Source organism: Natronosporangium hydrolyticum (genome assembly GCF_016925615.1).
In the GTDB taxonomy this organism is placed as follows: Bacteria; Actinomycetota; Actinomycetes; order Mycobacteriales; family Micromonosporaceae; genus Natronosporangium; species Natronosporangium hydrolyticum.
In genome coordinates, this window is the sequence record NZ_CP070499.1 from 616,145 (window position 1) to 642,694 (window position 26,550).

Genomic DNA, 26,550 nt, shown 5'->3' on the forward strand with positions numbered 1-26,550 from the left:
GTGATGTTCGATGAGGTCGATTACGCGATTCAGGAGTTTCTTGAGGGGTTCGACGACGGTATTCGTTCATTGAATGATTGGTGGGCGGAGCACGGGCCGGCGTGGCTCAATTATTTGATGTTTGCGGGGTCGCCGTTGGTGGGGGTGGCGGCGACGACTGGGAATTTCCCGGTGCCGCCGTTCGGGTTGCAGACGTATCAGTTGTTGTTGGGTGTGAATCCGCGGGCGGATGAGTATTCGTTGCAGGCGTTGGCGGAGTTTTGGGCGGAGGAGGCGCGGGTCACCTTGGAGGTGGCGGTGGCGGGGGTGCAGGCGGCGCAGGATATTCAGGTGACGTGGTTGGGTGATGGTGCGCCGCAGGTGTTTTCGCAGCAGGTGCAGGAGGTGGCGCGGGCGGCGGCGGGTTTGGCGCAGACGCAGCAGGCGTTGGCGACGCAGGTGACCGAGTTTACGGTGCAGACGGTGCAGGCGAAGGCGGCGTTTCGGGCGCAGGTTATTTTGATGCTTTTTGAGTTGATGGTGGCGTTGGCGTTGGCGTTTTTTACGTTGGGTGCTTCGTTGGTGGCGGCGGCGGCGTCTATGGCGGGAAAGGTGACCGCGATTCGGGCGTTGATGCAGGGGTTTTTGCAGCGGATTATGTCGGCGACGGCGCGGAGTAGTTTGTCGGATGTTTCGCGGGTGGCGGGGCCGTCGGGGGTTCGGGGTGGGTTGTTTGGTCAGGCGGTGCGGGAGATGGGGGGTGTGGGGGTGTCGGTGGGGCGGTCGGTGGGTGGGGCGGTGGGGCGGGGGGTGCGGGCGGTGGGTCGGGATGTGGGGTCGAATCCGTTGTCGATGGTGCAGGTGGGGGCGCGGCATGCGGCGCCGCGGGTGCAGCGGGAGGTGGTAGATCTGGCGCGGCGGAATGGTGCGGATGCGGCGACGGTGGCGCGGTTGCGGAATGTGGATACGCGGGGGGATGTCGAGGCGTTGGTGCGGTGGGAGTTGTCGGGTCGGTCGGGGGCGGGGCCGGTGACGCGGTTGGGTGCGGAGGATGTGTGGGTGCGGCAGGTGGTGGCGGAGGTGGTGGGTCGGGGGGTGACGGTGGGTGGGGAGATCGGGGGTCGGGTGTTGGCGTATGGGGGGCGGTCGGCGTTGCGGTTTGGGGCGTTGGGGTGGGGGTTGCAGGAGGTGATGACGGCGGCGCAGTTGCAGCAGATGGGGGTGGGTGGGTATTCGGTGAATTGGGTGGGGTTGCCGGTGGCGGTGGTGGGTGCGGGGTTGGGTGGGGCGCCGTTGGGGTTTGCGTCGGGGGCGTTGCCGATGGCGGTGATGGGTGGGGTGGGTGGTGGGTTGGGGTTTGTGGGGGCGAATGGGTTGCAGGCGTTGTTGACGGATCAGGAGTTTGCGAGTTTGTTGCGGGCGGGTGGGGCGTCGAATTTTTGGGAGGCGGTGGGGCAGGGGGCGGTGGGTGGGGTGTGGGAGCGGTTTGTGGGGCAGGCGGGTTTGGGGGATGTGCGGGCGACGTTGGGGGATATCGGGTTTTTGTTGTCTGGTTCGGATGTGTCGGGGTTGGCGGATCGGTTCGGGGTAAGCAGTGTGTGGGTTGCGGATTTGTTGAATGGTGACGCGGCTACTCAGGCGGCAGGCAGCGGTGCGGGCGGCGGTTCGGGTTCGGGTCAGGCGGCGGCTGGTGGCGCGGCGGGTGGTGGTGCGGCGAACGCGGCCGGCGGTAGCGCCGCCAGCGGCGTGCCGGCGGGTAGCAGTAACGCGGCTGGCGGCAATGCGTCGGGTGGCAATGCGTCGGGCGGGTCTGGTGCCCGGGCGAACGCTCCTAATGGCAGTGGCAGTGGCAGTGGCAGTAGCGGTGATGCGGGTGGGGGTAGCCGGGCCGGCGGCGACGCGGATGCCAGCAGCGGTGCGGCTACCGGGGGTGGGGAAGCCAGCAAGGTGGCCCGCGGCGGTGACGGGTCTTCCCGGGGTGGTGCATCGGCTGCTGAGGCTTCCGACGGTGGCGATGTCAACGGCGTATCCACTAGCGACTCCTCGGTCGGGGGTGGTTCGTCGACCGGTGGTGTGGCCGCTGGTGGTGAGTCTGTTAGCGAAGCGTCCAGTGACGCCGGGTCCGGCGGTGAGGTGTCTACCAGCGATGCCGCGCCCGGTAGTGGTGTGTCTACCAGCGGTGCCGCTGAGGCCGCCGGGGGTGAGGCGGCCAGCGGCGGCGGGTCTGCTGATGGTGGGTCTGCTGGTGTTGGTTCTGCTGGTGTTGGTTCTGCTGATGGCGGGTCTGGTGGGGTGGGTGCGGATGGTGGTGGTCCGCGGGTGGGGGATGTGCTGGCGGGTGAGGGTGGGTTCGGCGGGGTGGGTGGCGGGTCGCCGTCGGGTGTGGATGTGTCGGTGGTGGGGCGGGAGGGGTTGGTGGATGGGTTGTTTGCGCATGCGCGGGAGCAGTTGGCGGGGTTGGAGCAGGCGGCGGGTGGGGGGTTGGGGCAGGTGTTGGAGCGGTTGGGGATTGTGCAGGGGGGTGGGGATCTGCGGGAGGTGGTGGGTTGGGATTACGGGCGGGTGTCGGATGCGGTGGATGCGGTGGTGTCGCAGGTGCGGGAGTTTCGGGATGTGGGGCATTGGAAGCCGGTGGCCGATGGGTGGTTGGTGCAGGGACGGTTTGCGGGGGTGCCGTTGGTGTTGCAGTTGGATGGTCGGGGGGTGGTGGTGGGGGTTGAGGTGGGTTCGTTTGCGGAGTTGACGGTGGGTGGGGTGGCTGGTGAGGGGGCGGGGGTGGCCGGGATCAATTCGGCGGAGCAGGCGGTGGGGCAGGTGTTGGCGGGGTTGCGGGAGCACGGGGTGGTGGAGCTGGCCGGTGGCGCCGGTGGTGAGGGGGCGGGTCGGGTGTTTGTGCGGGGTGAGGGTGGTGGCCGGGTGGAGACGGTGTTCGGGGTGGATCGGTCGTTGCCGGAGGGGCGGTGGTTTGTGCGGCCGGGGGTGTTTGAGTTCACCGGGGCGGGGTGGGTGCAGACGGCGGCGGCGCAGGTGGTGGTGTCGGGGCAGGTGCGGGCGGGGTTGGCGGAGATGGCGCGGGATGTGTCGGGGCAGCTGCGGCAGGCGATGGCGACGGTGGGGCGGGAGGCGCCGCCGGTCGTCAGTGGTCACGGGGTGGGGGCGAATCGGGGGTTTGTGGCGGGGGTGGGTCGGCAGGGGGATATGTGGTCGGGCGTGCCGCAGGGGTGGGGTGTGGCTGGTGCCGGGTCGGTGGCGGCGACGGCGGATGCGGCGGAGTTGTTGGTGGAGGCGTTGTCGCGGCTGCAGGAGGGGGTGGGCGATGGTGCGGTGACGGCGCTGGCGGGGGAGGCGGACACGGGGGTGAAGGTGGCCTATCACGAGGGTGGTGGCGCGACCGCGGTGACCGTGGAGGTGAGTGGGCAGGCGGATGAGGCGGTCTCGGTGGTGCCGGGGCAGTGGCGGTTCGAGGATGGGCAGTGGCGGCAGGTGGGCGTCGCGCGGGTGGTGGTGTCGGGGCGGTTGCCGGGTGACCGGGCAGCCCGGCTGGTGGAGTTGGCGGACCGGGTGGAGACCGGGTTCCGGGCGCTGGAGCAGGCTCGCCCCGGCGGGGACGCGCCGTCCCGGGTGGTCAACCGCGATCAGCTGACGACGGTGCAGCAGGCGCAGCGGCAGGGCCCGGTGACGATGCCGGCGGATGCCTCGGATGCCTCGGATGCCTCGGATGCCTCGGATGCTGCTGGTGCTGCGGGCAGTGAGGATACGGCGGCGACCGGTGGGGCGGGTGGCGTGCCGACCGGGTTCGCCGTGCCGGTCGCGATGGCGGATGGTGAGGTATCTATAGCCTTCGAGCTCGCACCAGATCAGGAGCCGGGGCCGGCGCAGGTGACGCTGCCGGAGCTGGCGGAGCGGGACGGGGTGGTGTGGCAGCTCAGTCCGGCGAAGGTCACGGTGCCGGGCGTGGCCGAGGCGCCGAGTTGGGACAGTCCGGCGGTTGCGCAAGCGTTGCAGTATCTGGCCGGTGTGCTGGACGGGGTGGGCCGGATCGACTCCGGCGCGCTGCGGCTGCTGCACAGTTCGGAGTCGGGATCGTTGGCGCGGGCGGTGCGCTCGGCGGTGGGGCAGCCGGACGCGGCGAACCGCCCGTACCTGTTGGTCGACCCGGTGCCGGCGGCTGCCGACCCCAGCCTTACCCCGACGGTGGCCGGCCCCGACGGGGCTCGCGCTGCCCGCTACCTGGTGCGGTTGCCGGGGGACACCGGCTTCGCCGCCGAGGCGCAGGTGGTGATCGACACCTTGGCCAGCCGCCGCTTCGAGGTGACCGAGACGGTGGACGCCTGGTCGAGTCATGGGGTGCCGGGCCTGCTGGTGCGCGGGTTCGTACCGGCGTCGGCAGAAGGTGACCTGCGGCAACCGTTCGAGCTGCGACTGCTGAGCGCGGAGGGGGCGGCGGCCCGCCAGCAACTGGCCACCGAGTCCGCCGCGGAGCCCGGCGCCGACCTCCCACAACGACTGCGCAGGTACGGCGGCCGCTATCCGCCGCCGGCGCTAGATCAGATCCGACTGCCGCACGAGTCGTCGGCGGACCAGGATGCCGGCCCGGACTCGTCGACGGCGCCCACCCGGCCACCCGGGTGGGCGCCGGTAGAGCCCGGCTGGCTCGGGGAGCAGCCGAGCCGGACCGCGCTGGTGCGTCCGGACGACGAGAGTGACGTGCGCGAGGCGTTCGACCAGCTGCCGCCCGACACGGTGCTGGAGCTCGCCACCGTGCCGCCGGAGGCCACCGTCGCGGCGCATCGGGCGTACGCGGAGCGGGTGACGAGGGCGGCTGAGTCGCTGGAGCGGAGCCTGCACGACCAGTTGCTGACCGGCGCCACCGTCTCGGATGGACTGCTTGGCGCGGTCGCCGGTGCCCGGGGAGCAGCGGAGCGGATTCTGAACAGCAGCGACCTGCTGGCGGCGGCGCAGAGTCGGGGCGCTGCGGCGGAGATCGCGCAGGCTGCCGCGGATTGGCGGCGGGCGGTGTCGCAGCGGGAGGTGATGGCCGCCGATCTACGCCAGGCGCGGCAGTTGGCGCAGCAGGCCGGGTGGGCGGTGCCGTCGCCGGTCAGCGATCCGCCGCCACTGCCGTCGGCGCCCGAAGCGCCCGTCGCGCTGGTGCGGGAACTGGCGCAGGCGCAGGGTGCCCGGGTGCTGCTGCACCAGGTGCAGGAGGACGGTGAGGTAACCCGGCTGTGGATCGCCGATGACGGCGAGGGCTACCGGTCGGTGCGACGGCTGGATGCCCTGCTCTCGGAGGCCGCCGCCAGCGGCCAGCCGGTCGGGGCACGGTTCGCTGCGGGCGCCGAATCCGGGCCGGTGCTGCTGCTCAGCGAACCACACCAACACCTGCGGGAGCAGTATCGGGAGCTGGCCGACCAGGTGGCGGCGGCCGCGGCGGAGCTCGCCGGTCAAGGGTTCGGCCGCGCCAACGAGGCGGCGGTGGCCAGCGCCCGAAAGTGGTTGACCAGCATCCGAGAATCCAGCGCCGCCCTAGCCCAGGATCCGACCGACTCGGCGGCTCGTAGCCAGTGGGCGGCGGCGGTCGCCGACACCAGCGGCGTGCTCTCGGCGCTGCGTACGGAAGAACAGCAGCTGCAGGCGGCGGGAGCGCCGTTGACCCGTAGCGTCACCCGGCTGGTGGAGCCGCGGTTGCGTACCGTGGCGGAGCTGCGGGCGGAGGCGGCGGCGGTGGCGGCGGTCGCCGGTGGACCGGTGACGCTCCAGGTGACCGACGGCCAAGGGGACGTCGCACACTATCCGGTGCCGGCCGGGGAGCGGCCGATCGGACCGTCTCACCTGGAAGGTGCCTCGACCTCGGTGGTGCTGCGGACCGAGGTGATGCCCGGGGCCTCGACCAGCCGGCAGCCCGAGGCGGTCACCGCGCTGCGGCACCGGTTGCCGGAGCTCGCGATGACCGGGATGCTCCAGGGCGTCGACCGGATCGAGCTGCACCCGGACGGTTCGCTGCAGGTGTCGGTCAACGGCAGCAGCGCCACCGTCCAGATCGTTGCCGCCGACGATCTGCCGGCCGGGTCGGCGCGGATCAGCCCGGGACGGGTCGAGATCGCCTCCGAGCTGCCGGTGGGGCGGCAGGCGGGGATGGCGGCGGCGTTGATCGTGCAGCGGGCGCTGGCGACCCACGGCGACCTGGTGGTCTCCCAGCCCAACGGGTCGACCTCGTCGGGCGGCGGCTCGGCGGTCAGCCGACCAGCTGAGCCGGCCTCGGCTGCCGCGCCCGGACAGCAGCCAGTGATGTCGCTCTCGGAGCTGGCGGCAGCGAATCCGGGCGGCACCGAGGCGGTGGCGGCGGCGATCCTCGCCGAGCTGGGTGACGAGCAAGCAGGGGGTTACCTGCAGCTGGCCGCCGACCCCGTGGGCGCCCGGCTCGCCGAGATGCCAGATGTCCTCGATGGACTCGACGCCGACCTCGCCGCGCGGCACGACCGACTGATCCAGGCGCTCCGGGTGCGCGGCGAAGCGCTGGCCGAGGCGCGGGAAGGATTGTGGCGGGCCGAGCGGGCGTACGAGGAGCTGGTAGGGCAGCAGCCGGCGCCGGACGCCACCGCAGTGACCGCGGCCGAAGCGACCTTGGCCCAGGCGGTCGAAGCGGCCCAGGATGAGTACCGCCAGTGGGCACTGCTGGTCCGGCACGCGGAGACCATGCTTCCGCTCCCGAACCCCTACCATCAGGTGGACCCGGCGCAGGTGGCGCAGCTGGTGGCCGAGGGCGCCGGGGTGCGGGTCGCGTTACTGCAGACCGACGGCGTGGGTCATCGGGTGGTGACCCGGGTGGATGTCGACGGGCAACCGATCGAGCGCTCCGCGGCCGCGGACGGTTCGGCGGCCCGGTACGCCGAGGAGCTGGCCGAGCTGGGCACGGTGGTCACCGGGGAGACCCTGGCGGACCACCGGGAGCGGATCGTGGCGCTGGCGCAGCACCACGCCGCTAGTGTGGTGTTTGCGCTGCAGAGCGGCGAGACCACCGCTGGCCCGCTCACCCTGCCGGCGGTGGCGGCGGCGATCGCCGAGCTGGCTGAGCGGATGGTGGCCGGCCCGAACGACTCACCTACTCGTGGCCGGCTGGTGTGGCAGGCCGGCGAACCGGTGCCCACGCTGCAGGTGCGGCTCGACGATGAGGCGACGGTCGGGCAGCTCGCATTGGCCCTGATTCGGCAGACCACTAACGGGATCCAGTCAGCGAGTGCGGCGATTCGCGACCCGGGTGGGTTGACCGCGGCGGCGGACCGCGCCGAGTGGCTAGCGGCGCGGGCGATCGCCCGGGACGCCGGGCCAGCCGCCGTCCCCGCCGACATCGAGGCGCTCGCGCACTCGTCGGGCCCGGCAGCGCCGGCCGCCGCGCCGCCTGGAGAGTCCCAGGAGCTGCCGCTGGCCAACCTGCGGGCGGCCGCACTGATGGGTGTGCCGATGGAGAAGTTGCCGCAACTTCGGAAGCTGACCGACGGACTCAACCAGCTGCTCGCCGACTCGAATGTAGACCAGCAGCTGGACCCGTTCGAGCTGCACGAGATGTTGGTGGACAAGTACCGCAATGTCGTCTCCGAGCAGGGCATGGTCTACACCTTCGGGCGGATGAACAAGCGACAGGTGCATATCCGGTTGACGTTGGAAGAAGCCCGCCGGGTGTTGTCTGAGGTGAATCCGCACGAGGGGATCCACGCCAACATGGGGCAGGCACACTTTGGTCGACTTGGCGAGGTGTCCCGGGCGGGTAAGGGCTCCATCAGCGGCGGGTTCGACCCACTGCGGATGTTGACGTTGGGTCTGGTCTCCGCCCGGGCGGGGTGGGCGGGGTGGGCCCAGTTCGCGCAGACCATGGTTGGCCGCCAGTACGCGGAGGTGTCGTTCGGGGTCGTCGCTAACCGGGGGCCGGCGCAACCGACCGAGTTTGGGCGAGCGACCTGGCTGGTGACGATGCTCGACCAGGCCGGCGCGGCGGATCAGGCGATGGGTCCGCCCCAGCTGATCGTCAGTGGCCGGGAAACGCTGTTGAAGGCGGTGCCCAGCATCCTCTACGAACGGGCGTCGGAGACGGTGACGGTTGCCGGCGAATTACCGCCGGCGAGCCATCTGCCGCATCGGATGGTCCTGGATATGGACCGCAAGGAGCAGCTGCTCGCCGAGACGGTCGCCGTGCTGCGCGAGCGCGGGATCGCCATCACCGACGACATCCGAAACGATCTCCGGGGCCACTTCTGGTCACTGGACTCCACCTTCAGCACGCCCGCGAAGTCCCGGCACGGATACGAGATCCCGATCTGGGGGCCCAACGGTGAGATGGTCGCCTATCTGCGGCACAGCATCACCCCGATTCGGGAGCAGGTTCTGCCGGTCGGGGCTGCCACCGACGAGTTCCGCCTGGAGCAGGTCGGGGTCACGCACAGTCGGGTCGGTGGTAGCACCGACATCGCGCAGGGCTCCGAGCAGAGCCTGAGCGGTGGGGTCGGCAACGAAAAAGTCTTCCGGGCGGGCTTGGGTGCCACGAGCTCCACCAGCTCCAGCACCGGTCTGGAGGCGGACAACACCGCGATCCGTGTCAAGGTGGACAAGCACCGGGCGTGGAACCAGATCCACCTCTGGCAAGGGGAGCGTGGTGAGCCGGGGGTCCGGCACGAACTGAACATCTTCTCCGGCAGCGGGGAGCACCTCGCGCAGCGGCAGGTCTTCGGCACGATGGTGACGGTGATGGCCGAGGGCGAGGCATACCGGTACGGTCTACCGGTCGCGCGCGACGCGGTCACGGAGCAGGCCGACGGCTCGACCCAGCTGCGTGGCGAGACGCCGCGCCAGACCGAAGAGACGGCGACGGGTGACTCCGCGACCGGGCAGTCGCCGAGCTTCCCCGACTTTCTCGCCGGGCCCGACGGGACCGGCGTCGGCGTCGGCGTCGGCATGGTCCGGGACTTCACCGTCGTGGCGGAGGGCGCCGATCAGCGGTTAGCGGCCTCGGACGAGTATCTCCTGTTCGAACGGCTGCGTGCGGAGTTGACCGGGATGGGGTTGTTGCCCGCCGAGTCACCGTCGTTGCCGAGCGACGCGACCACCGAGCAGCGGGCCCGGTGGCGGTCGGCCCGCGCGCTGCAGGCCGAGAATCTGCTCCTGTTGGAGCGGCAGTTGACCGCGGCAAGCCTGCAGACCCGGTACGACAACTTGGCACAGAATTTTATCGAAGTGACTCTGAAGCGACTGCGGCCGTACGCGCCGAGTCACGAAGTCGAAGAGGTGAGGGTCACCGTCCACCTGGATATGCTGACCGGCCAGGCGACCCCCCGGCCTTTCAGCGCTGCCAAGGACGACGTACACCTGATCATCGACAGTAGCGCGGTCGCCCACAAGACCGGCGGCAGCCGCGCGGTGGCCGGCAACGCGAGCGGCGAGGGGTTCCGGGGCTGGTTCGGCGGCGGTGGCGGCTACGGCCGGCCCGCGTCGGCCAGCTACGCCGTCGCCAACCGCCGCAACGCGGTCCAGCTCTTTGAGCACGGGCCGTTCGTGGATCCGGTACGGGCCGGCACCTCCCGCGAGCACGAGACCGAGATGGCGGATTTCTGGGTGCCGCACCGGCTGCGGGTGGAGATTCACGCACCGGAGGCAGCGCCGCGGGAGCTGACCTTCGACGGCGGCTCGGAGATCTCCGTCCCGGCCGGCTTCCTGACCGACCCGGCGGACGCGACCCGGGTCGCCGGCGCCGAGCTCGGCGACGAGCGCGGCGCCCCGATCGAGCAGCGTGACCCGGCGGAGCTCGGCACCTCCGCGGACCTTTTCGACTACAACACCGCCACCATCACCTCGTTGAACGCCAGCGGGATGACAGCGGCCGCGCTGGACCTGCTCCCGAAGCGTGGCGTCACCAAGACCGGTGGCGGCCGAGGGACGCTCCGGGATGCGATCGGCGCGCTGACCAGTGTGGACAACTTGTGGGCCAAGTTCGGCGAGTCGCTGACCGACGACGGCATGCGCTCGCACCGAGGGATCGGGAACGATCAGCTCTTCGAGGCCGGCGTCGGCAAGCGGCGGCAACTGGGTGTGCACGTGCGGGCCACCACCGGACACACCGATCTGCTCGGGACCATCGACGTCGGGGTCACCGGTCGGTTCACCTTCGCGCTCAGGTCGGTCTTCAGCTCCTTCTCCCGCAGTCCGGGCGGCAACGCCAGCGGTAACCTCTTCTCGCTGCTCTCTGGAGGACAGTCGTGGGGGCGCTCGACCGCGGAGACGGTCGGCCGGATCTTTGGGCGGGAGCGGCTGCCGCTGAGCTTCGAGAAGGAACGTCGCTTCCACTTCCGCACCGCGCTGACGTATGAGGTGACGGTCGACTACACCGGCGGTGACCCGGCCTCGAGCAAGGTCGGTGACCGGTGGGTGACCTGGCTGTTGGCCGAGGCGGAGGCGATGGACGCCTACTCGAAGGGTCTGTTGAAGCTGCCGGCCCACGAGGTCGCCACCTCGCTGCAGCGGTGGCGCGCCGGCGACCTGCTGCTGAAACGGACCGTGGCGGCGACCGCCGCCCGCCGGCTGGTGGAGAGCACCGTGGCCGCCGACGGCGACACGCCTTACCGGGCGCTGCTCGACCATGCGCTCGCCCAGTACGACCCGAGTGAGTACCGCCGCAGCGGGTTGACCCGGCCGAACCCGTTCGCCGAGCTGTCGGAGGCGGTGCCGGTGCTCCGGCAGCTGGTCGCCGACCACCCCCTCGCGCCGCCGAAGGACCAGGCGCGGCAGCTGCCTGAGTATCTGCAGCGGCGGCAGGGGCTGGGGTTCAGCGCGGTGGAGGCGATCGATCTGGTGCGGGTGCTGGAACGGAGCCAGGATCCCCACAGCGACCCCCGCGAGCGGGAGGTCGCCAGAGAGTACGCGGACCGGGCGGTCGCGAAGATGATCGAGAGCGTGCGGCGGGGCGCGCTGCACGGGACTACCTCGGAGGGGCCGGCCGGGATCGGGCTGATGCCGGGTCTGGAGTCCGGTATCCACGTCGAGACCCGGGACGCCGGCATCCGGGCGACGTTGGACGATGCGCTCGACAGCACCGACGGGCATCTGATCACCGGCGCCGATGTGCCGGTGAGCGCGCGACCCGAAGCCCTGACCGGTCGGATGCCCCGGCTGGCCCGGCGAATGCTGGCCCGGTGGCCATTCGTCACCGAACGGGTGGAGGTGGTCGGCCGGGCGAGGATAGTGGGCGATCCCCGGGTGGTCGGCGAGGGCGTCGGCGGGCTGGAGATGCAGGATTACCGCTACCGGCAGCAGATCCAGGTGGCCGGGATCTCCCGCCGCACGGACGCGGGCGCCAGCTGGCACGGCGAGCTGTCGTCCGGCCAGGGCTGGAGCATGTCGACCGAAAGCAACCAGCAGCGCACCATGATCCGTACTCAGACCAACTGGAGCGGCACCACCACGCTGCGGGTGCCGATCGAGTACACCATCGAGGTCCGCCGGTATGGGCCCCGTGGGCGCTGGGTGAACAAGCGACTCGCCGACTTCCTCTCGGCGCGCCGCGAAATGACCTTCCAGTACGATCTCGGGCTGCAGGTGCCCCGGGATCTGGCGACCGCGCCGGATAAGACGGAGCTACCGGCCGATCCGTTGGATGGTTGGCGGGATCTGCGTAGCCTACGGCGGCTGCCGTCCCGGTTCGGGGTGGATGTGGTCGAGGGGCAGCGGCTGCGCGATGGGCTGATGGCCACGCTCACCGAGGCGCTCGGCAGCGCCCGCGCCGAGGAGCTCCGACCGGTGGTCACCCAGAATCTGTCGGGCGACGCCAACCCGGCCAACCTCGATCGGATGGCCAGCGAGGTGGGGTACGACGCGATCCCGGGTAACCACCTGCCCAGCGATCCACTGACCAGGGTGGACGCAGCGGTCCGGCTGTCATTCACGCTCGAAGAGCTGCGACCGTTGCCGGCGAACATGGGCACCGGGATCATCCCGCGCTACCAGTGGGTCGGCGCAGCGAACAGTGGCCGTGCCCGCTCGGTGCCGGTCGACGGCTCGGTCAGCGTGGCCGGGGTCACCGTGGGGGCCGTGGAGCAGGCCAGCATGGGCAACAGTGCGCAGAGCGGCCAGCGGCGGGAGATGACGAGCAAAGAGACCGGTCCGGTGAGGGAGGTCCGGCTCCGGTACTCGGCAGATTTCCTGGTCCGGGTGGCCCATGAGGACATCGACGGCGTCCCGCTCGCGGACCCGGAACAGACCGCGGTCCGCAGCGGCCGCGACCACGACGACATCTATCTCCGGATCTATGAGCGGGACCTGCCGGAGCTGCGCCGGCAGCTGGCGGAGAACCAGCCCTGGGACTGGACGGCCGCGCTAAACGACGGTGACCTGCTCGACCCGGACTCCTTCGCGCGGCTGCTACGGGCGCAGGCCCGGGAGGGCCAGGTGTTCGACGTCAGTGAGCTGCTCGCCGCGGCGAGGCCACAGCCGAGCGACAACCTCAGGCTGCCCGCCGAAGGGATCGCCCAGGCGGTCCGCGCCGCGGCGGCGAGCGACCTGCCGCCGGGCGAGCTGCTCAACTTCTCCTGGGATGTGGTGGACGGGTTCTCCCTGATGGCCAGGGAGCTAAGCGCCGAGCTGGACGCGTTGGCGGCCCGGGTGCCGCCGATGTCGGATCACGCGGGCCTCGGTGGCCGGGGGACCGAGCTGCTGGTCACCGTGGCCCGGGACGAGCTGCGGGCGATCCAGGAGTGGGTGCCGTGGCTGCGGGCCGCTCGGCAGCGGCTGGCGGAGGCCGAGGCGGCGGTCGCCGCGGCCGACACCCCGGCCGCCCGGCAGCACCGTGACCAGGCGCACGCGGACCACGAGCTGGTGCTGGAGCATTGGCGCGCGCTGACCGACGGGGTCGAGCAGATCGTCACCGAGATGGTCGCGGTCGAGCAGGCGGTCAACGAGCGGACCGGGGAGGAGGACGCCCCGGTAGCCACGCTCGCCGAGTATCTGCCGCGGCAGACCGGAGACCTGCTGAAGACCGTCCGGGAGGTGGCGTGGGAGATGGAGGCCGGGGTGACCCTCCAGATCACCCATCCCGACGGCAGCACCGTGCCGTACCGGATCGCCCCGGACGGTGGGTGGCACCGCTACGAGGCGGATCGAGGACTCGCGCACGACCTGGGTTCGCTGGGCTCCGACGCCTTCGAGGCGGCGGTGCAGCGGCGGTTGGACCTGCCGGCCTGGCATCAGCAGGCGATCGAGCGGGGCGTACCGGTGGAGATCCTGCTCGCCGCCGAGCGCGATCTGGCGGTGGTCCGCGCGGCCCGGGCCGGCGTCGACGTCGACCGGGTGCTGGGAGAGCTGGACCCGGCCGACGACGCCGCCGGCGCGGACCGGCAGACCCGGCTGGCGGCGGCGACCGAGGCGGAGCAGGCCCGGTGGCGGGAGCAGCGCAGTGAGCTCTATCAGGCGGTCTCCGAGGGCCGGTGGACCGAGCGGCAGCTGTTCGGCGAGGCAGGCAGCGCACCGACGGACCTGGCCACGCTGGCTCCGCTCTTCGGGTTCACGGAGAGCCCGCGTGACCTGGCATCGTTCCGGCGGCTGCTCGGCTCCGCGGGGCTGCTCGACGGTGGCGACGCCGCGGCGCTGACCCCGCGGGAGCTCCAGCTGATGGTAGGGCTCGCCGGCGACATGGCGCTGCGGCTCGGTCTGCTCGACAGTGGACAACGTCGGGTGCTGCTGGAGGCGGACCCGGACTGGTTGGCGGCGGCGGTGGCGCTGCGACCGGCCCAGGCCGATGCCGTTTCGGCGCTCGCCGGGTCACCGGCGGACCCGACCGGAGCCCCGGGCCGCGAACGGCGAGCGGATACGGTGACCCGGATCATCGACCGCTACTACCACGGCGCACCGATGGACCGCCGCGCCCGGGGAGTGGCACCGCTCGACGCGGCCGACCGGGCCCAGATCGCCGCCGCGCTGGAGCAATGGGGCGCGCCCCACGCGGCGTGGGTGGCGAACCAGCTCCCGGGCGCCCGGTTCACCGGTGACCTGGTGCAGGAGGACATCGCCCGCTCGGTCGGCGACCCGAACGCGCCGAGCCGGCAGCAGCAGCGCTGGCTCGACGAGGCGGACCGGCGTACCCAGTGGCTCGCGCCCGGACCGGACGCGGCCTTTGAGGCGATCGTGCAGTCCTTGCCGGAGGCGCAGCGGGATGCCCTCGCCGCCCGGGTGGGGGTGGCGGAGGAGCGTGCCGCGCTGCCGCGGGCGCTGCGGGCCGCGCTGGTGTCGGCGCTGCGGGCGGAGCTCACCGCCCCAGCGGTCGATCGTCCACTCTGGTCGCTGCTGCCCAAGCTGACCAGCACCAAGCAACGGTACGAGGCGCTGGCGGCGCTCGACAGCGGCGGCGCGCTCGGCCACGACATGTACGCCTCGTTGCCGACGCTGGTGGCGGCGGTGAACCAGCTGCACCTGACGGTGGTGGACCCGTCGGGCGAGTCGACCGTCGCCGGCTACGGCGATCCCACTTCCGGGGCCACGTTGCTGTCGACGGCCGACCACTTCCAGCCAGTGCTGCCGGCGCCGGGCCCACCGGCGATCGGGCCGGCCCCGGCCGATGCCGCCGTCCCGCCTGCCACGAGCACCGCGGATGCTGCCGCTGCGGCCGCACCATCGCCCTTGGCTGGCCCGCCGCGGCCGGCGCCGGTGGCGGTCGCGGAGCTACGGCAGCGGCTGCGAGGGTTGCCCGGACGGCCGGGTGCGCTGTGGCTGGCCGGGTCCCGGAACGGCAGCGCGGTGAAGGGTGCTGCCGCCGCCGCGCAGCAACTGGAGAAGTCACTGCAGGAGACCTGGCAGGCGCTCGACGAGGTGGCCCGCGCCGCTGGCGCAGATGCGGCGCTGGCCGAACTCGCCGGGGAGGCGTTCGCGCTCGCCGGCGCCGCGATCGAGGGAGCGACCGCGGTCCGGGACGCGGTCGCGGCGGTGGCCGAGGCCCGTGGCCCACTCTGGACCGCGCTGAACGGCTTCCTCGACGCCAGGGGGCAGGGCGAGAGTGACGCGGCGACGACCGCGCTGGCCGAAGCGCGGGAGCGCGTCGACACGGCGCTGCGGCGATGGGCCGAGCTGGCCGGCCAGGTGGAGGCGGTGCTCAATGTCGCGACTGCGGCAGACCGGCTGGTCCGGGTGGCCCAGCTGCGGTCCGGCGCGGCGCCGGTCGGCGAGCTCAGCCAGCAGCAGCAATGGGAGTCACTCAACGACCGGGTCGGGGACGCAGCGGCGCTGGCCTCGGCCATGCCGACGGTGAGCGCGCTCGCCGAGTCGCAGGCGCCGGCGCTGGCCCACCTGCTCGGCAGCGCCCACCGCCCGGAGTATGTCCAGGACCTGCTCCGCCATCTACTCGGGACAGCGACCGTCGACTCGGGCGGAGCGGGGCCGGGTGTCCGTACCCGGATGGTGCTGGATCGGGAGACGTCGGCGCCCCGGCTGGAGCTGCGGGTCGGCACCGAGGCGACGGTGGCGGAAGTGACCGCCACGCTGTTGCACGAGGTGACCCACGCCTTACAGGGCTGGCAGGTGCAGTCGAGATCGGCTCAGGTTGGGGACCGGGAGGCCACCGCGGGGCTCGCCGAGTGGCTCTTCTACCAGGCCGCTAAGGACCAGGGCCAGCAGCTCACCGGCGCCGCCGGCCGGCTCGCCGGCCAGCCGGCGGCACGGGTCTTCGCGGACGCGGTGACCGGTGACCACGCGACGCCGCCGGCGGAGCCGGGCCGCGGGGCTGAGGTGGTAGCGCATTCGGAGTCGACGGCCGAGAGCGAGCGGGCCACCCGGACGCGTCAGCTCGATGAAGCGCTGACCGACTATCTCCAGCGCCGCGCCGACCAGTCGATCGAAGACGCCGACGCCCAACCGTACGATGTGGTCGCTGCGGCACCGGTCGAGACGGCCTACGAGGACGGGACGGTCACCTGGCGGGTGACCTTCCGTGACGGTCGTGAGCAGGTGATCCGGTTCCGGCTGGCAGCCGCGGACGGCCGCGTCGCCGTCGACTCCGGCCCGGACGGGGTGGTCGAGGTGGCGTTGCCGTCGCCACCCACCGATCCGGGACAGCGCCGGTTGCGGACCTCGCTGCTGCTGGCGCAGCCGTTGCAGGAGGTGCACCAGGCGGCGCCGGCCCCGCCCGATATCACCGCTACCGAGGTGCCGGGCAGCGAGTTCCATGGGCATGGCCGGGCCGCGGCCGATCCGGCGGCGGTGCGGGCGATCGCCGAGGCTGAGCTGGCGCAGCGGTGGGAGCGGCTGCCGGCGGATCTGCCGCTGCGGCAGCTGCGGGTGGAGGTTGCCACGGTGCCGGCCGAGGCGCTGCCCGCACCGGGCGGCCATCGGGCGGTGGCGCGATCGGTGCCGGTCGACCCCGACGGCAGTGATCTGCCTGCCGGCACGGTCCCGCCGGCGGGGGGTGGTTACCGGATCGAGGTCTCCGAGCAGGCGGCCGATCTGATCGTGCCTCGGGCGGTGGCGCACGAGCTGGCCGAGCTGGTGACCGTCACCGCGCGGTCGGATCGGGGCGAGCCGGCCCGGTCTCCGGACCTGTTGCGGCCCGGGGGCCCACCGCCGGGCGCGGAGGCGCGGCTGAGCCCGCACGATGTGGGCCGGCTGGCCGAGGCCGAGGCGCTCGCTGCGCTGCTGGCCGATCCGCAGACCCGGGACCACGCGATGGCTGAGCTGGCCACACTGCGAGCGCATCTGGGCCTGACCGACGGCGAGCCCGGTGCGGCAGCCCGGCGGGAGTTGGTGGCCGGAGTGACCACCCCGGCCGTCCAGGAGGCGCTCTTCCGGAGCGCCCCGCTCATCAACGGTCCGCCGCTCGACCCGGGGCAGCTGCCGGCGGACCTGCGCGGTATCTACGACCAGCTTGGCGACTCGCGTGCTCGCAGGCAGTTCGCCGGCATGTATACCCGGATGGGAGGCCGGGTCGACCGGCTCGGCCAGGTGATCGCGGGGATGAGCAAGAAAGCGGCAGGCGCCGGCCGAACCCTCACCGACACGTTGGCGGAGCGGTACGACAAGAGTCTGTCCATCCCGCTCCCGGCGGAGTATCAACAGGCGATCTCCGGGCACCTGGGCCAGCTCCACGCCCTACGTTCCCGGTTGGAGGCTTTCCTCCGGGCGCACCCCGAGGTACGGGTCGCGGAGGGCGTGTGGGGGAGGCTGAACAGCTGGAAGAAGGCGCTGGACCTTATGCGGCACACCGATCGCCCGCCGGGGCTGGTGAGCACTCGCGGGCTTGCAAACCTCATGTCGGGCATGGCGGGCGAGCTCAGCGTCGCCGAGCAGTCCGAGGGTGTGATCGCGATCAGGCAGCAGGTGGCGGCGACCACTCCAGACGGCGAGCAGCTCGGCAGCGATGCCGACGTGATCGCCGAAGGCGGCCGGCTCTGGCTGGAAGTCAAGAATCTCCCGCTATTCGAGGTCGCGAGCAGCAACCACCAGAGCGCTCTGTCCCAGGCAGAGATCCAGCTACGAGTTATCGCCCTCAACCGCGACTACTGGGTGGACGGTGCACCGCCCAGACTGGAGTGGCATTTCCTCAACGGCGTCTCGCCGCGGGTAGCCGAGGACTTGGAGCGGCTGCGGATCGCTGATCCGACCACCGGGGCCGAGCTGCCGTACCGGGTGACCGTGGTCGGGACCCGGGTTGTTCCCGGAGCGTCGGGTGACGGTGGGCCGGGGCGGTCGCGCACCGCCACCGAGTTACCGGGGGCGCCGGCCGACGGTGGCCCCGCCGACCCGGCCGGCGTCGCCGCGGCGGTGAGCGAGGCGTTGCAGGCGCTGGCCGTCCCCTTCCGCGCGCTGCCGGACGGCGCGATTATCGTCGAGCCGCCCGGGGCCGACTACGTACTGCGGTTCGCCCCCGGTGAGCCCGGAGACGGTCGGCGGGCGCAGCGGAGCCTGGGTGAGCATCCCTTGAGCGGGAAGCAGGTCATCGACGTCACGGTTGCGGAGCGACTACCGGCGGGCGAGGCGTACGAGCCGAGCGGTCCAACCCAGCGGGACCTGTGGGTACGGCGGATCGTGGCGCACGAGCTGGCCGAGGCGGCGGCGGTCGCGGCCGGCAACTCCCGGGCGCGGGTTCGGGAGCTGATGACCGACCAGGCGGCCCACCCAGCGGAGGCGCTCGGTCCGGGAGATGCCGCCTCCCGGCCGGCGACGCTGAGCCCGCACGACCGGGGGCACGTCGCGGAGGTTCGAGTTCTCGCCGAGGAGCTGACCGCACTACGGGAGGCCGGCAGCGATCCGGCCGCCCCGATCGTTCGGGAGGTCTCGGCTCAGCTCGGGCAGCTACTCGATGTGCTAGGGCTGGGCGCTGATCAGCGCCCGCCGGATGTGCAGGCGAGGCTTCGCCTGTCTGATCTGGATGAACAGGCCGTCGCGCTGATTGCCGAGCTGCGCGGAGCAGCTGCGGCCCCGCCGGGGCGGACCGGGGTACCGCTTCGACTGGGAGTGACCGCGGCGGTGACGGCGACGGTGGACCGGTTGGTGGGCGAGCTCGGGCTGCTGCCGCCAGCGCGGCTGGTCACCGACGACTCCGGGGCCGGGCAGACGCTGGCGGTCTCCGACGCTGACGGGCAATCCCGGTCGGTGCCGGTGCGGGGGGTCCTCGACTGGTTGGCGAACTCCGGTCTGGTGGGCGACCAGTTGCGGGTCGAAGCGGCGGTGCAGCTCGCCGCCGCGGTCGCCGAGCATGCTGGGCGGCGGCTCGGCGGGGTCTGGGCCGACGGCCCCGAGCTCGCGGTCGCCCGGGTGCTGGCCAGGTTGGCAGGCGAGCCGACGATCTCCCAGCCAGCGGCCGGCGGCGCGTACCAGCGGGCGTTGGTCGGTCGGCTGGATGAGCTCTCCGCCGAGCAGCTCTTTACGCTGCTCGGGGAACCGTTGCCGGGGCCGGTAGCGGGGGCGCTGCCGGAGCGGATCGCCGCAGCGATGCTGGATGAGTCACTGTGGCGGCTGACCAGGGCGGGTCCCTCGCCGCTGGCGGAGCGCGCGGCCCGGAACGCTGATGGTGGCCTGACCCTGGTGGACGGTGTCCGGCGGCGGCAGGTGCCGGGCGAGCAGGTCGCCGACATCGAGGCGTGGGTGGCGGGCCGGATTGACGAGGGGGCAGAGCTGCCGGCGGTCTGGGCTGAGCTGGCCGCGGTGCTCGGGGCTGAGCTGGGCCGGGCGCCCCGGGCCGACCATGAGCGGGCGGTCGGGGCGTTGGGGGCGTTGAGTCAGTGGTTGGCCGACCAGCCGGTCGGGTCGCCGAATCGGGAGGCGGCTGAGCAGCTCGCCGGTGAGGTGATCAGCGGCTACACCCCGACCGCGGCCGACTGGCGGGGGTTGCCGCCGGCGGCCCGGGAATTGTTGGCGATCGCACAGGAGTGGCATCGCCGCGATCCGTACCAGGCGCTGCGGCCAGGCCGGCAGGAGCCGCAAGTGGTGCAGCTCGCGGCGGACGTTTCAGCCCTCGCCGCCGAGCTGGCCGGCGGGGCAGCGGGCGCGGCGAGCACTGGGGAACAACGGGCGGCGGAGCTGGCCGACACGGCCCAGCGGTTGGCGCAGGAGCTGACCCAGGCGAGCGCCGGGCTGGCGCAGCGAGCGGCCGCCCGTACCGAGGCGCAGCGTGCCGCATCCGACGCGGCAGCAGCGCTACGAGAACAGGCGGTGCAGGAGGCGCAGCAGCACGACCGCTGGGCAGCCGAACGCGTGCGCGCCGCCGAGTTTCTAGGGGAGCAGCAGGAGCGGGTGGCGGCCCGGCATGGGCGGATCGCCGACCGGTTCGGGGCGGCAGCCGACCAGGCGATGCGGGTCGCCGAGCAGCACCAGCAGCTGGGTGTCGGTCTGCGGGACCTCGCCGATGAGCGGCACACCGACCCGGCGGTCCTGGCTGGCCAGCTCGCCGAGCTGGCCACCGGGGTCCAGCGGGAGTTCGCCGGGTACCGGTCGGCGGTGGTGCGGACCTATCCGGTGATGCTCGACACCGGGGTCTCCGGCGAACGGTTGCCGATGCGCAACGCCTTGACCGAGCGGGTGAATCAGCTGCTCGCCGCCCACGGCCTGGACACCCCGGTGCAGCCGGAAGAGCTGCAGCGGATGTTGCGGGCACAGTGGCCGGTCGTGGTGGGCGAAGAGGGTCTGGTCCTCTCGTTCGGCTTCGACAACTCGGTGTACGTCCGGATCAACTACCACCCGAACGACATTGTGGAGGTCCCGGACCCGGCGCAGCGGGTGGTGGAGGTCATCCACAGCCAGCTGCCGCAGTTTCCGTTGGGCAGCCGTCTCTCCGGGGCTGCCGCGAACCGGGTAGGAGCGGCGGGTTACTCCTCGTCGCTCGGCGGGTTGATCAACCTGGCCGCGAGCGCCCTCCCGGAGGATGCGCCGGTGGCGGGTCTGCTGCGGGAAGGTGGGAGTCGGGCCCTGCTGGACTTCGAGCGGGAGGTGCACCGGCGGTGGACCGTGCACGGCTCGGGTATGCCCCGTTACACCGTCCGGGCGCAGATCTCCGATCACCGCGGCGACGCCACTGTCTACGATGTGGACGGCTACTTCGCCTTGCAAGCGCGCCCGGCTCGGGCCGGCGCGGCCTGGACCGACGCACAGGCGGTTACCGCGCCGAGCGAGGGCGACCGCGCCAGCCTCCAGGTGGCGGTGGAGCACACCTACACCGAGCCGGCCCCGACCGTGCTGGAACAGCTGCCGTCGCGGCCGGTCGACGCCAGGCTGCCCGACCACTCAATGGTCCGGCTCTCCAATCTCGACGAGATCAGCGGTGAGGTGCTGCGGCTGCTCGGCAATGACGGCGAGATGATCCGGCAGCAGGTGTGGACGATGGTCCGGGAGGAGTTCCCGAACCGCCTGGACCGCGCGGTCGATCAAACGAACGGCTATGAGCGCCCGATCTACAGCGGCGGCAACCCGGTGGCGATGGTCCGGATCAACACCGAGGTCGAGTGGGTGGCCGAACCGCCCCGACTGGTCGGCATCCCCAGCGACCAGTCGTACCTGGAGCGGATGCGCATCTCGTACGCCGGATACGACGGCGGGTTCGAGGTCGGCACCGGCCGCAGCGCCGCCATCGCCCCCGGGATGAGCCTGCATCCGCGGGCCGAGGTGGCGACCGGGCAGGCCCCGAACACCGCGATCAGCGTCCGCTACGCGACCGGCTCCTCGGGCCGCGAAGGCGTCCGGGTCGGTACCACCTTGTTGGACTGGAACCTGCAACGCAACAGCGGCTTTACCCAGACTTACCGGCTGCAGCTGCGGCACACCGTCAGCGTGCAGCGCTTCGACACCGGCGACGTGCGCGCAGCCGACCCGGTCACCGGGTATGCGCTGCTGCGGATGGCCGAACACGAGGCCTACCGGTACGGGCTGCCGGTGGACGCCGCGGCGGTGCGGGAACGCACCGCCGACGGCAGCGCGGTTCGTCGCGCGGACGGCTCGGCGACCCTGCGCGACGATCTGATCCCGGGCCCGCCGCCGGGTCGGCTACCGCAGCCGCCGGTCTACCTGGGCGCGGACGGAATACCGGGGGCCGGGCCGGCGCTGGTGCGCAACCTGACCGGAGCCGATGAGCTGCGGACGCAACTGGCCGCCACCCTCGCCGCCGAAGGGTGGTCGCCGCCGCAGCGGGACGTGCCGGGGGTGCCGGGCCGTTGGGCGGAGCTGAACGACGATCCGATGCTCCGCAGTGCCGAGGTCGTCAACCTGCTGGAGTTGGGGGAGCCGCTCGTCGACCGGCTGGAGGGCGGCTATGACCAGGCCGCGCAGGACGGCCTGCCGATGGAGCTGACCCGTTACCGGCCGGGGCGCGAACCGGAGCGTCTCACGCTGCGGGTCCGGCTGCGGCAAGACTGGGACAACGCGACCCCGCTGGGGCACCGCACCAGCGACACCGACGCCAACCGGAGAATGGGTGCCCAGCTCATGTCGCGTCACATCGGCGCCGCCCGCACCGGCGGCGGCGGAGCGAGCGCAAGCGGCCGGGCCGGTGCCGACGCCGCGTCGATGCCGGGCGGGAACGAGGCGGCGGCCGGTGACGCGAGCATCGGCGCCGCTGGCGACCACACCCGCCAGGCCGAGCTCAGCTACGGCGACAGCACCTTCCACGTCGACATGCACGAGGGGCAGCCCTGGGGTCATACCGCGACGTTCCGGGTGCCGCACCGGCTGGAGGTGGTCGAGATCCGGGCCGACGGCACCGAACGCCAACTCGCCGCCGCCGACGGCGCCGCCGAAGTGGGGATCGCCGCCGACCGGCTGCCGAGCGCGACCGAGCGCGGGGACGACCCGGTCGACGTGCCGTTCGACCGGCCGACCTCCTCGACCGTGCTGCGCCAGGCCACGCTGCAGCTCATAGACGCCTCCGGCCTGTGGGAGCAGGCCCGCGCCCTGCTCCCGGGCGCGACCACCCCCGGTGCGCCGACCTATTCACACCTTGCGTCCTTCTTGGATACTCGCGGGCTTGCGGCGTCCCCATGGTGGACCTACGCGACCCACCGTACCGACCTCGCGGTCGATCCCCGGGGCGCTGCCCCGAGCCGGTCGAGCCTGGCGATCCGAGGTGAGGCCGGCGTGTCGGAGTTCCTCTCCGCCACCGGTCGATGGGGTCTGGACTACGAACTGAACCTGGCCACCAGTTCGATCAGCATCGGGCAGCAGACCTCCGGCGCCGCCGACGTGGGCGTGAGCGGGAGCCTACGGGAGGCCGGCCAGGTCGAGAACGGTGATCAGTCCGCGGCGCCCGCGGCCGCCGAGGGCACCGCGTCGGTGACCGGTAGCAGGGTTCGCGGCTCCTCCCGCACCACCGGCGAGACCTTCGGCCGAGACTCGACGACGATCGAGCACCGGCATCTGCACTATGTGTACCGAGTGCCGGTCGATGTCCACATGGAAGGCAGCGAGCAGCAGGCCGCGCTGGCCGGCTGGGGTGAGCGCCGCACCGCCACCAGCGAGGGCCACATGGTGGTCTACTCGCTCACCGAATGGCGGGCGCTGGAGCGCTACGCCGCCGGTGAGCTGCCGGTGCCGGTCGACCAGCTCACCGACGCGCTACGCCGGTGGGCCAACGGCGCGCTGCAGCTGGACCGGCAGACCGTGGTCGGAGTGCTGACCCGGATGCACCAGACCTTCCGGGCCGCCGGCCAGCTGCCCAACCAGAATCAGAACTTCCTGCCCGCCCAGGTGCTCTACGCGCCGGACGGGCTGGCGGCCACGCTCGCGGCGCGGCTGGAGCAGCTGCTGCCGCCGGAAGTGACGACGCCGGCGGAGCGGCGGGTGGGCGAGCGGGTCCGGAACGCGGTGGATCTGCTGGCGCAGCAGCCCTACCCGGCGGTCAGGTTGACCGAGAACCTGCACCGCTCACTCGGGGAGGGCCGGCTGGAGCGGGGCACCGAGCTGTTCCGGCTGGCCGACTCGGAGCCGAGCGCCCCAGACCCGAGCGCCCCGGCACCGGGGGTGGCGCCGACGAGTCCGCGGACCGAGCCGGTCGACCCGGCGCAGGAGGTGCTCCGGCTCATCGAGCAGGTGGCACCGAACGTCCTCGACCGCCTCCCTGGGCTAGCCCAGGGCTGGCTCGGGCAGCTCTCGGCGGACAACTGGACCACCAAGCTGGAGCGGATGCTCGGCGATCGTCCGTACACATTCGATTTCCCGGTGCCGGTGGGGGTCGGGACCGAGACGGTAACGGTCGCCCTCTCCGCCACGCTCTCGCCGGACGGGTGGCAGGTGGGTCGGACCCCGACCGGCCTGGCCGCCCAGGACTGGAGCGGCAGCCTTCGGGACCTGGCCGAGTTGAGCGGTTTCTCGCACGGCGCTGGGGTCACCGGCGGGGGCGCGGCGACCGGCCCCTTGAGCGCTGGTGGCGCCGTCAGCCACGGCTTCACCGGCCGGGCGTGGGCGAGCACCCAGGGGTACCGGATTCAGCGGGTCAGCACCTTCGACCCGGTACTGGACCGGATCGGCCGGGACCTGCGGATCACGATCGAGGTCACCCGCAGCGGGCCCGAGGTGGCGGGGTGGCAGCGCTCAGCCCGCAGCGTGATCGGCAACTCGGTGGTGCAGTTGGTACCACCGGGCATGGTCCTGCCCGCGGGCGCCGAGTCAGCCGACCCGGCCGCCGCTACCGGTGAGGCGGCGCGCGCGGCGGTCACCGCCGCTGGCGAGGTGGCCGTAGCTGCCGCGCTCGACCAGCCGGGCGGGCAGCTGCCGCAGCGCTTCTACGCCACTCGGGTCGAGGCGGACGGCCTTCGGCCCGTCGTCGATTCGGCGTTGCGGGATGTCCTCGGCGACGACCAAGTCGAACGGTACGCCGCCGCGATCAATCACCAGCTCGGCGTGCTATCGCTCACCGCCGGTCTGGAGCGGATGCTCAGCCGGGACGGCTACCCGATGGTGAGCCTGCCGCTGTTGCACCAGCCGGGCCGGCTGGTGCAGGTCAAGATTCGGGCTGAACTGGTCGGCGAGCCGAAGATTCTCGCCGCTGCCAGGCAGGAAGTCGAGATGGGACAGGACGACCGGATCCAGAACGTCTCCGGTCACGAGGGCGGGTTGGAGCGCTGGCTGCCAGCCAACCGGGAAGTCTCCGGCGAGCAGCCGGTCGCCGACGACGGCCTCGGCGGCAACCTGCGTACCGGTGAGTCCAGCGCCCAGACCGAAGTGGTCCGCCGCGGTGACCGCGACGAGGCGAAGATCTACCAGACCGGGGTCGCCGACAGCGTGGCGAGCCGGGTCCGGTTCACGGTGACCGTGGTGGAGAAGTCGGTCGGCCCCAATCGGCGGGAGCGGGTACTTCGCGAAGCGGTGCTGGACGAGCCGGTCTACGGCCGGGCCTTCACCACGGTCTTCACCGATGACGCTCCGATCCTGCGGCAGCGCCGGGAAGATCCGGCAGCGCGGCTCGGAACCTGGCTGGCTCCGCCGGAGCCGGGCCCGCGCCGCGGGCTCGGCGGGTGGCTGCCGCCGCGCCGGACCCCACCACCGACGATTACTGTGGACGATCTGGTCAGCGCCGCGGCTCGGCGGGACGACTATGACCCGGCCGCGCCGCAGCACGCCATCGCGCAGGAGCTCGCGGAGCGGTTCCCGGCCGCCGGCCGGGAGCGGTCGCCGGTGCCGGTCCGGCTGGTCGCGGGAGCGTCGCTGCCGGCCGACCTTCGGGACAACGGGGTGGACCCGCTGCTGCTGGCGAACCAGCTCGCCACCGCCTCCGGCCGCGATCTGGTGGTGGAGCTGCACCACCCGGAGCGACCCGGCCACCGTTACCACGCCCGCTCCGATGGCCGGCTGGTCCCCGCGCGGCCTGACGGGGGCTTCGCCGCCGCGCGAGCCACCCTCCCGCCGGCGCTGATCCGCCGGGCCAACCTGGCCGGACTCCCGCTGCGGGAGATCTTCAGCGAGGCCGGCGGCGACTCCCAGGTCTTCGCCCGGGCGGTCCGCGACCAGCTCGACCCGCCGGCCGCCCCACCCGCCGACACCTCGCAGACCGCGACCGCGCTGCCCGGCGCCCCCGGCGGCAGCGACACCCAATGGTCGCGGCCGGCGGAGACCATGCGGATCGTCCGGCAGGCGCTCGACGGCATGTACGGGCGGTTCGAGGAGCTCTACGTGGCCGCGGACGGCAACGTCATGGCGGTCCCGCGCCGCGCCGGGTACGCGCTCCGGATCGTGGTCCAGCCGACCGAGGCGGGCCTGCGGGGATACCGGGTCGAGACCGGCGAGTTCACTAGCGACGGTAGGCCGGTCATCGAGGTGGTGATCGCGGACAACCTGCCGCAGACCGGGGAGCCGATCACGCCGGGGCTATCGGTCCACGAGCTGTGGGTCCAGCGGGTGCTTCGCCACGAGCTCGCCGAGGCGTCCGCGTGGGCGCGGGAGCGGGCGATTCCAGCGGAGTTCGCCGCTCGCCCGGATGTGTTCACGGCGGCGCATGACCAGCGGCGGATCATGCTCACGCCGCACGACCTCGCGCACCTGGCGGAGCTGCGGATGTTGCTGCGGCTGCACGATGAGGCGCGTGACATGGCCGCCAACAGCGGGCTCAGCGAGCTGGAGCGGCAGCTGACGCTGCTGCTAGACGCCATGGGGACGGTCTCGAACGGCCGGGCCGAGGGCTCGCCCGCCGCCGCCGCGACGGCGCACCGGCGCGAGCTGCTCCAGCAGCGCCTGCCGGCGCGGTACCACGGGCTGGTGGCCACGCTCGCCGCGCCGGAGACGCTGCTCGCGGTCCAGCAGCAACCACCCGTGGTAACGGCTGCGGTCGAGGGAACCGCGCTCGCCGACCAGCTCGCGATGCGGGCGATGACCGCGGAGGACCTGGGCCGGTTCCCACCGGGGCGGCTGCGGCCGGTGCGGGTGCTGTGGGAGCTGTTGGCCGAACGGTGGGAGCCTGGCACCCCCGACCTGCCGCGGCGCGGGGACCCGTTCGTCCGCGGGATCCGGCCGGTCTCGATCAGCCTTACCCCGACCGCGCCGGTGGCCGAGGGGTCACGTGCGCTGGCGCGGGAGGCGGCCGCCGCCTCGATCACCGCGCTGGTCTATCCCCGCCGTGGACCAGCGGTGCCGGTG

At 72.5% G+C, this 26,550-nt stretch carries 1 protein-coding gene (running past one end of the window); it reads left to right on the forward strand.

Annotated elements, in window-relative coordinates; translation table 11 throughout:
- Positions 1–26,550, forward strand: partial view of a hypothetical protein gene (locus JQS43_RS02880; protein ID WP_239679599.1) — the 5' portion only. 1,602 nt of this gene lie beyond the right edge of the window; only the first 26,550 of its 28,152 coding nucleotides appear in the window; the start codon lies at positions 1–3; its stop codon lies beyond the right edge, outside the window.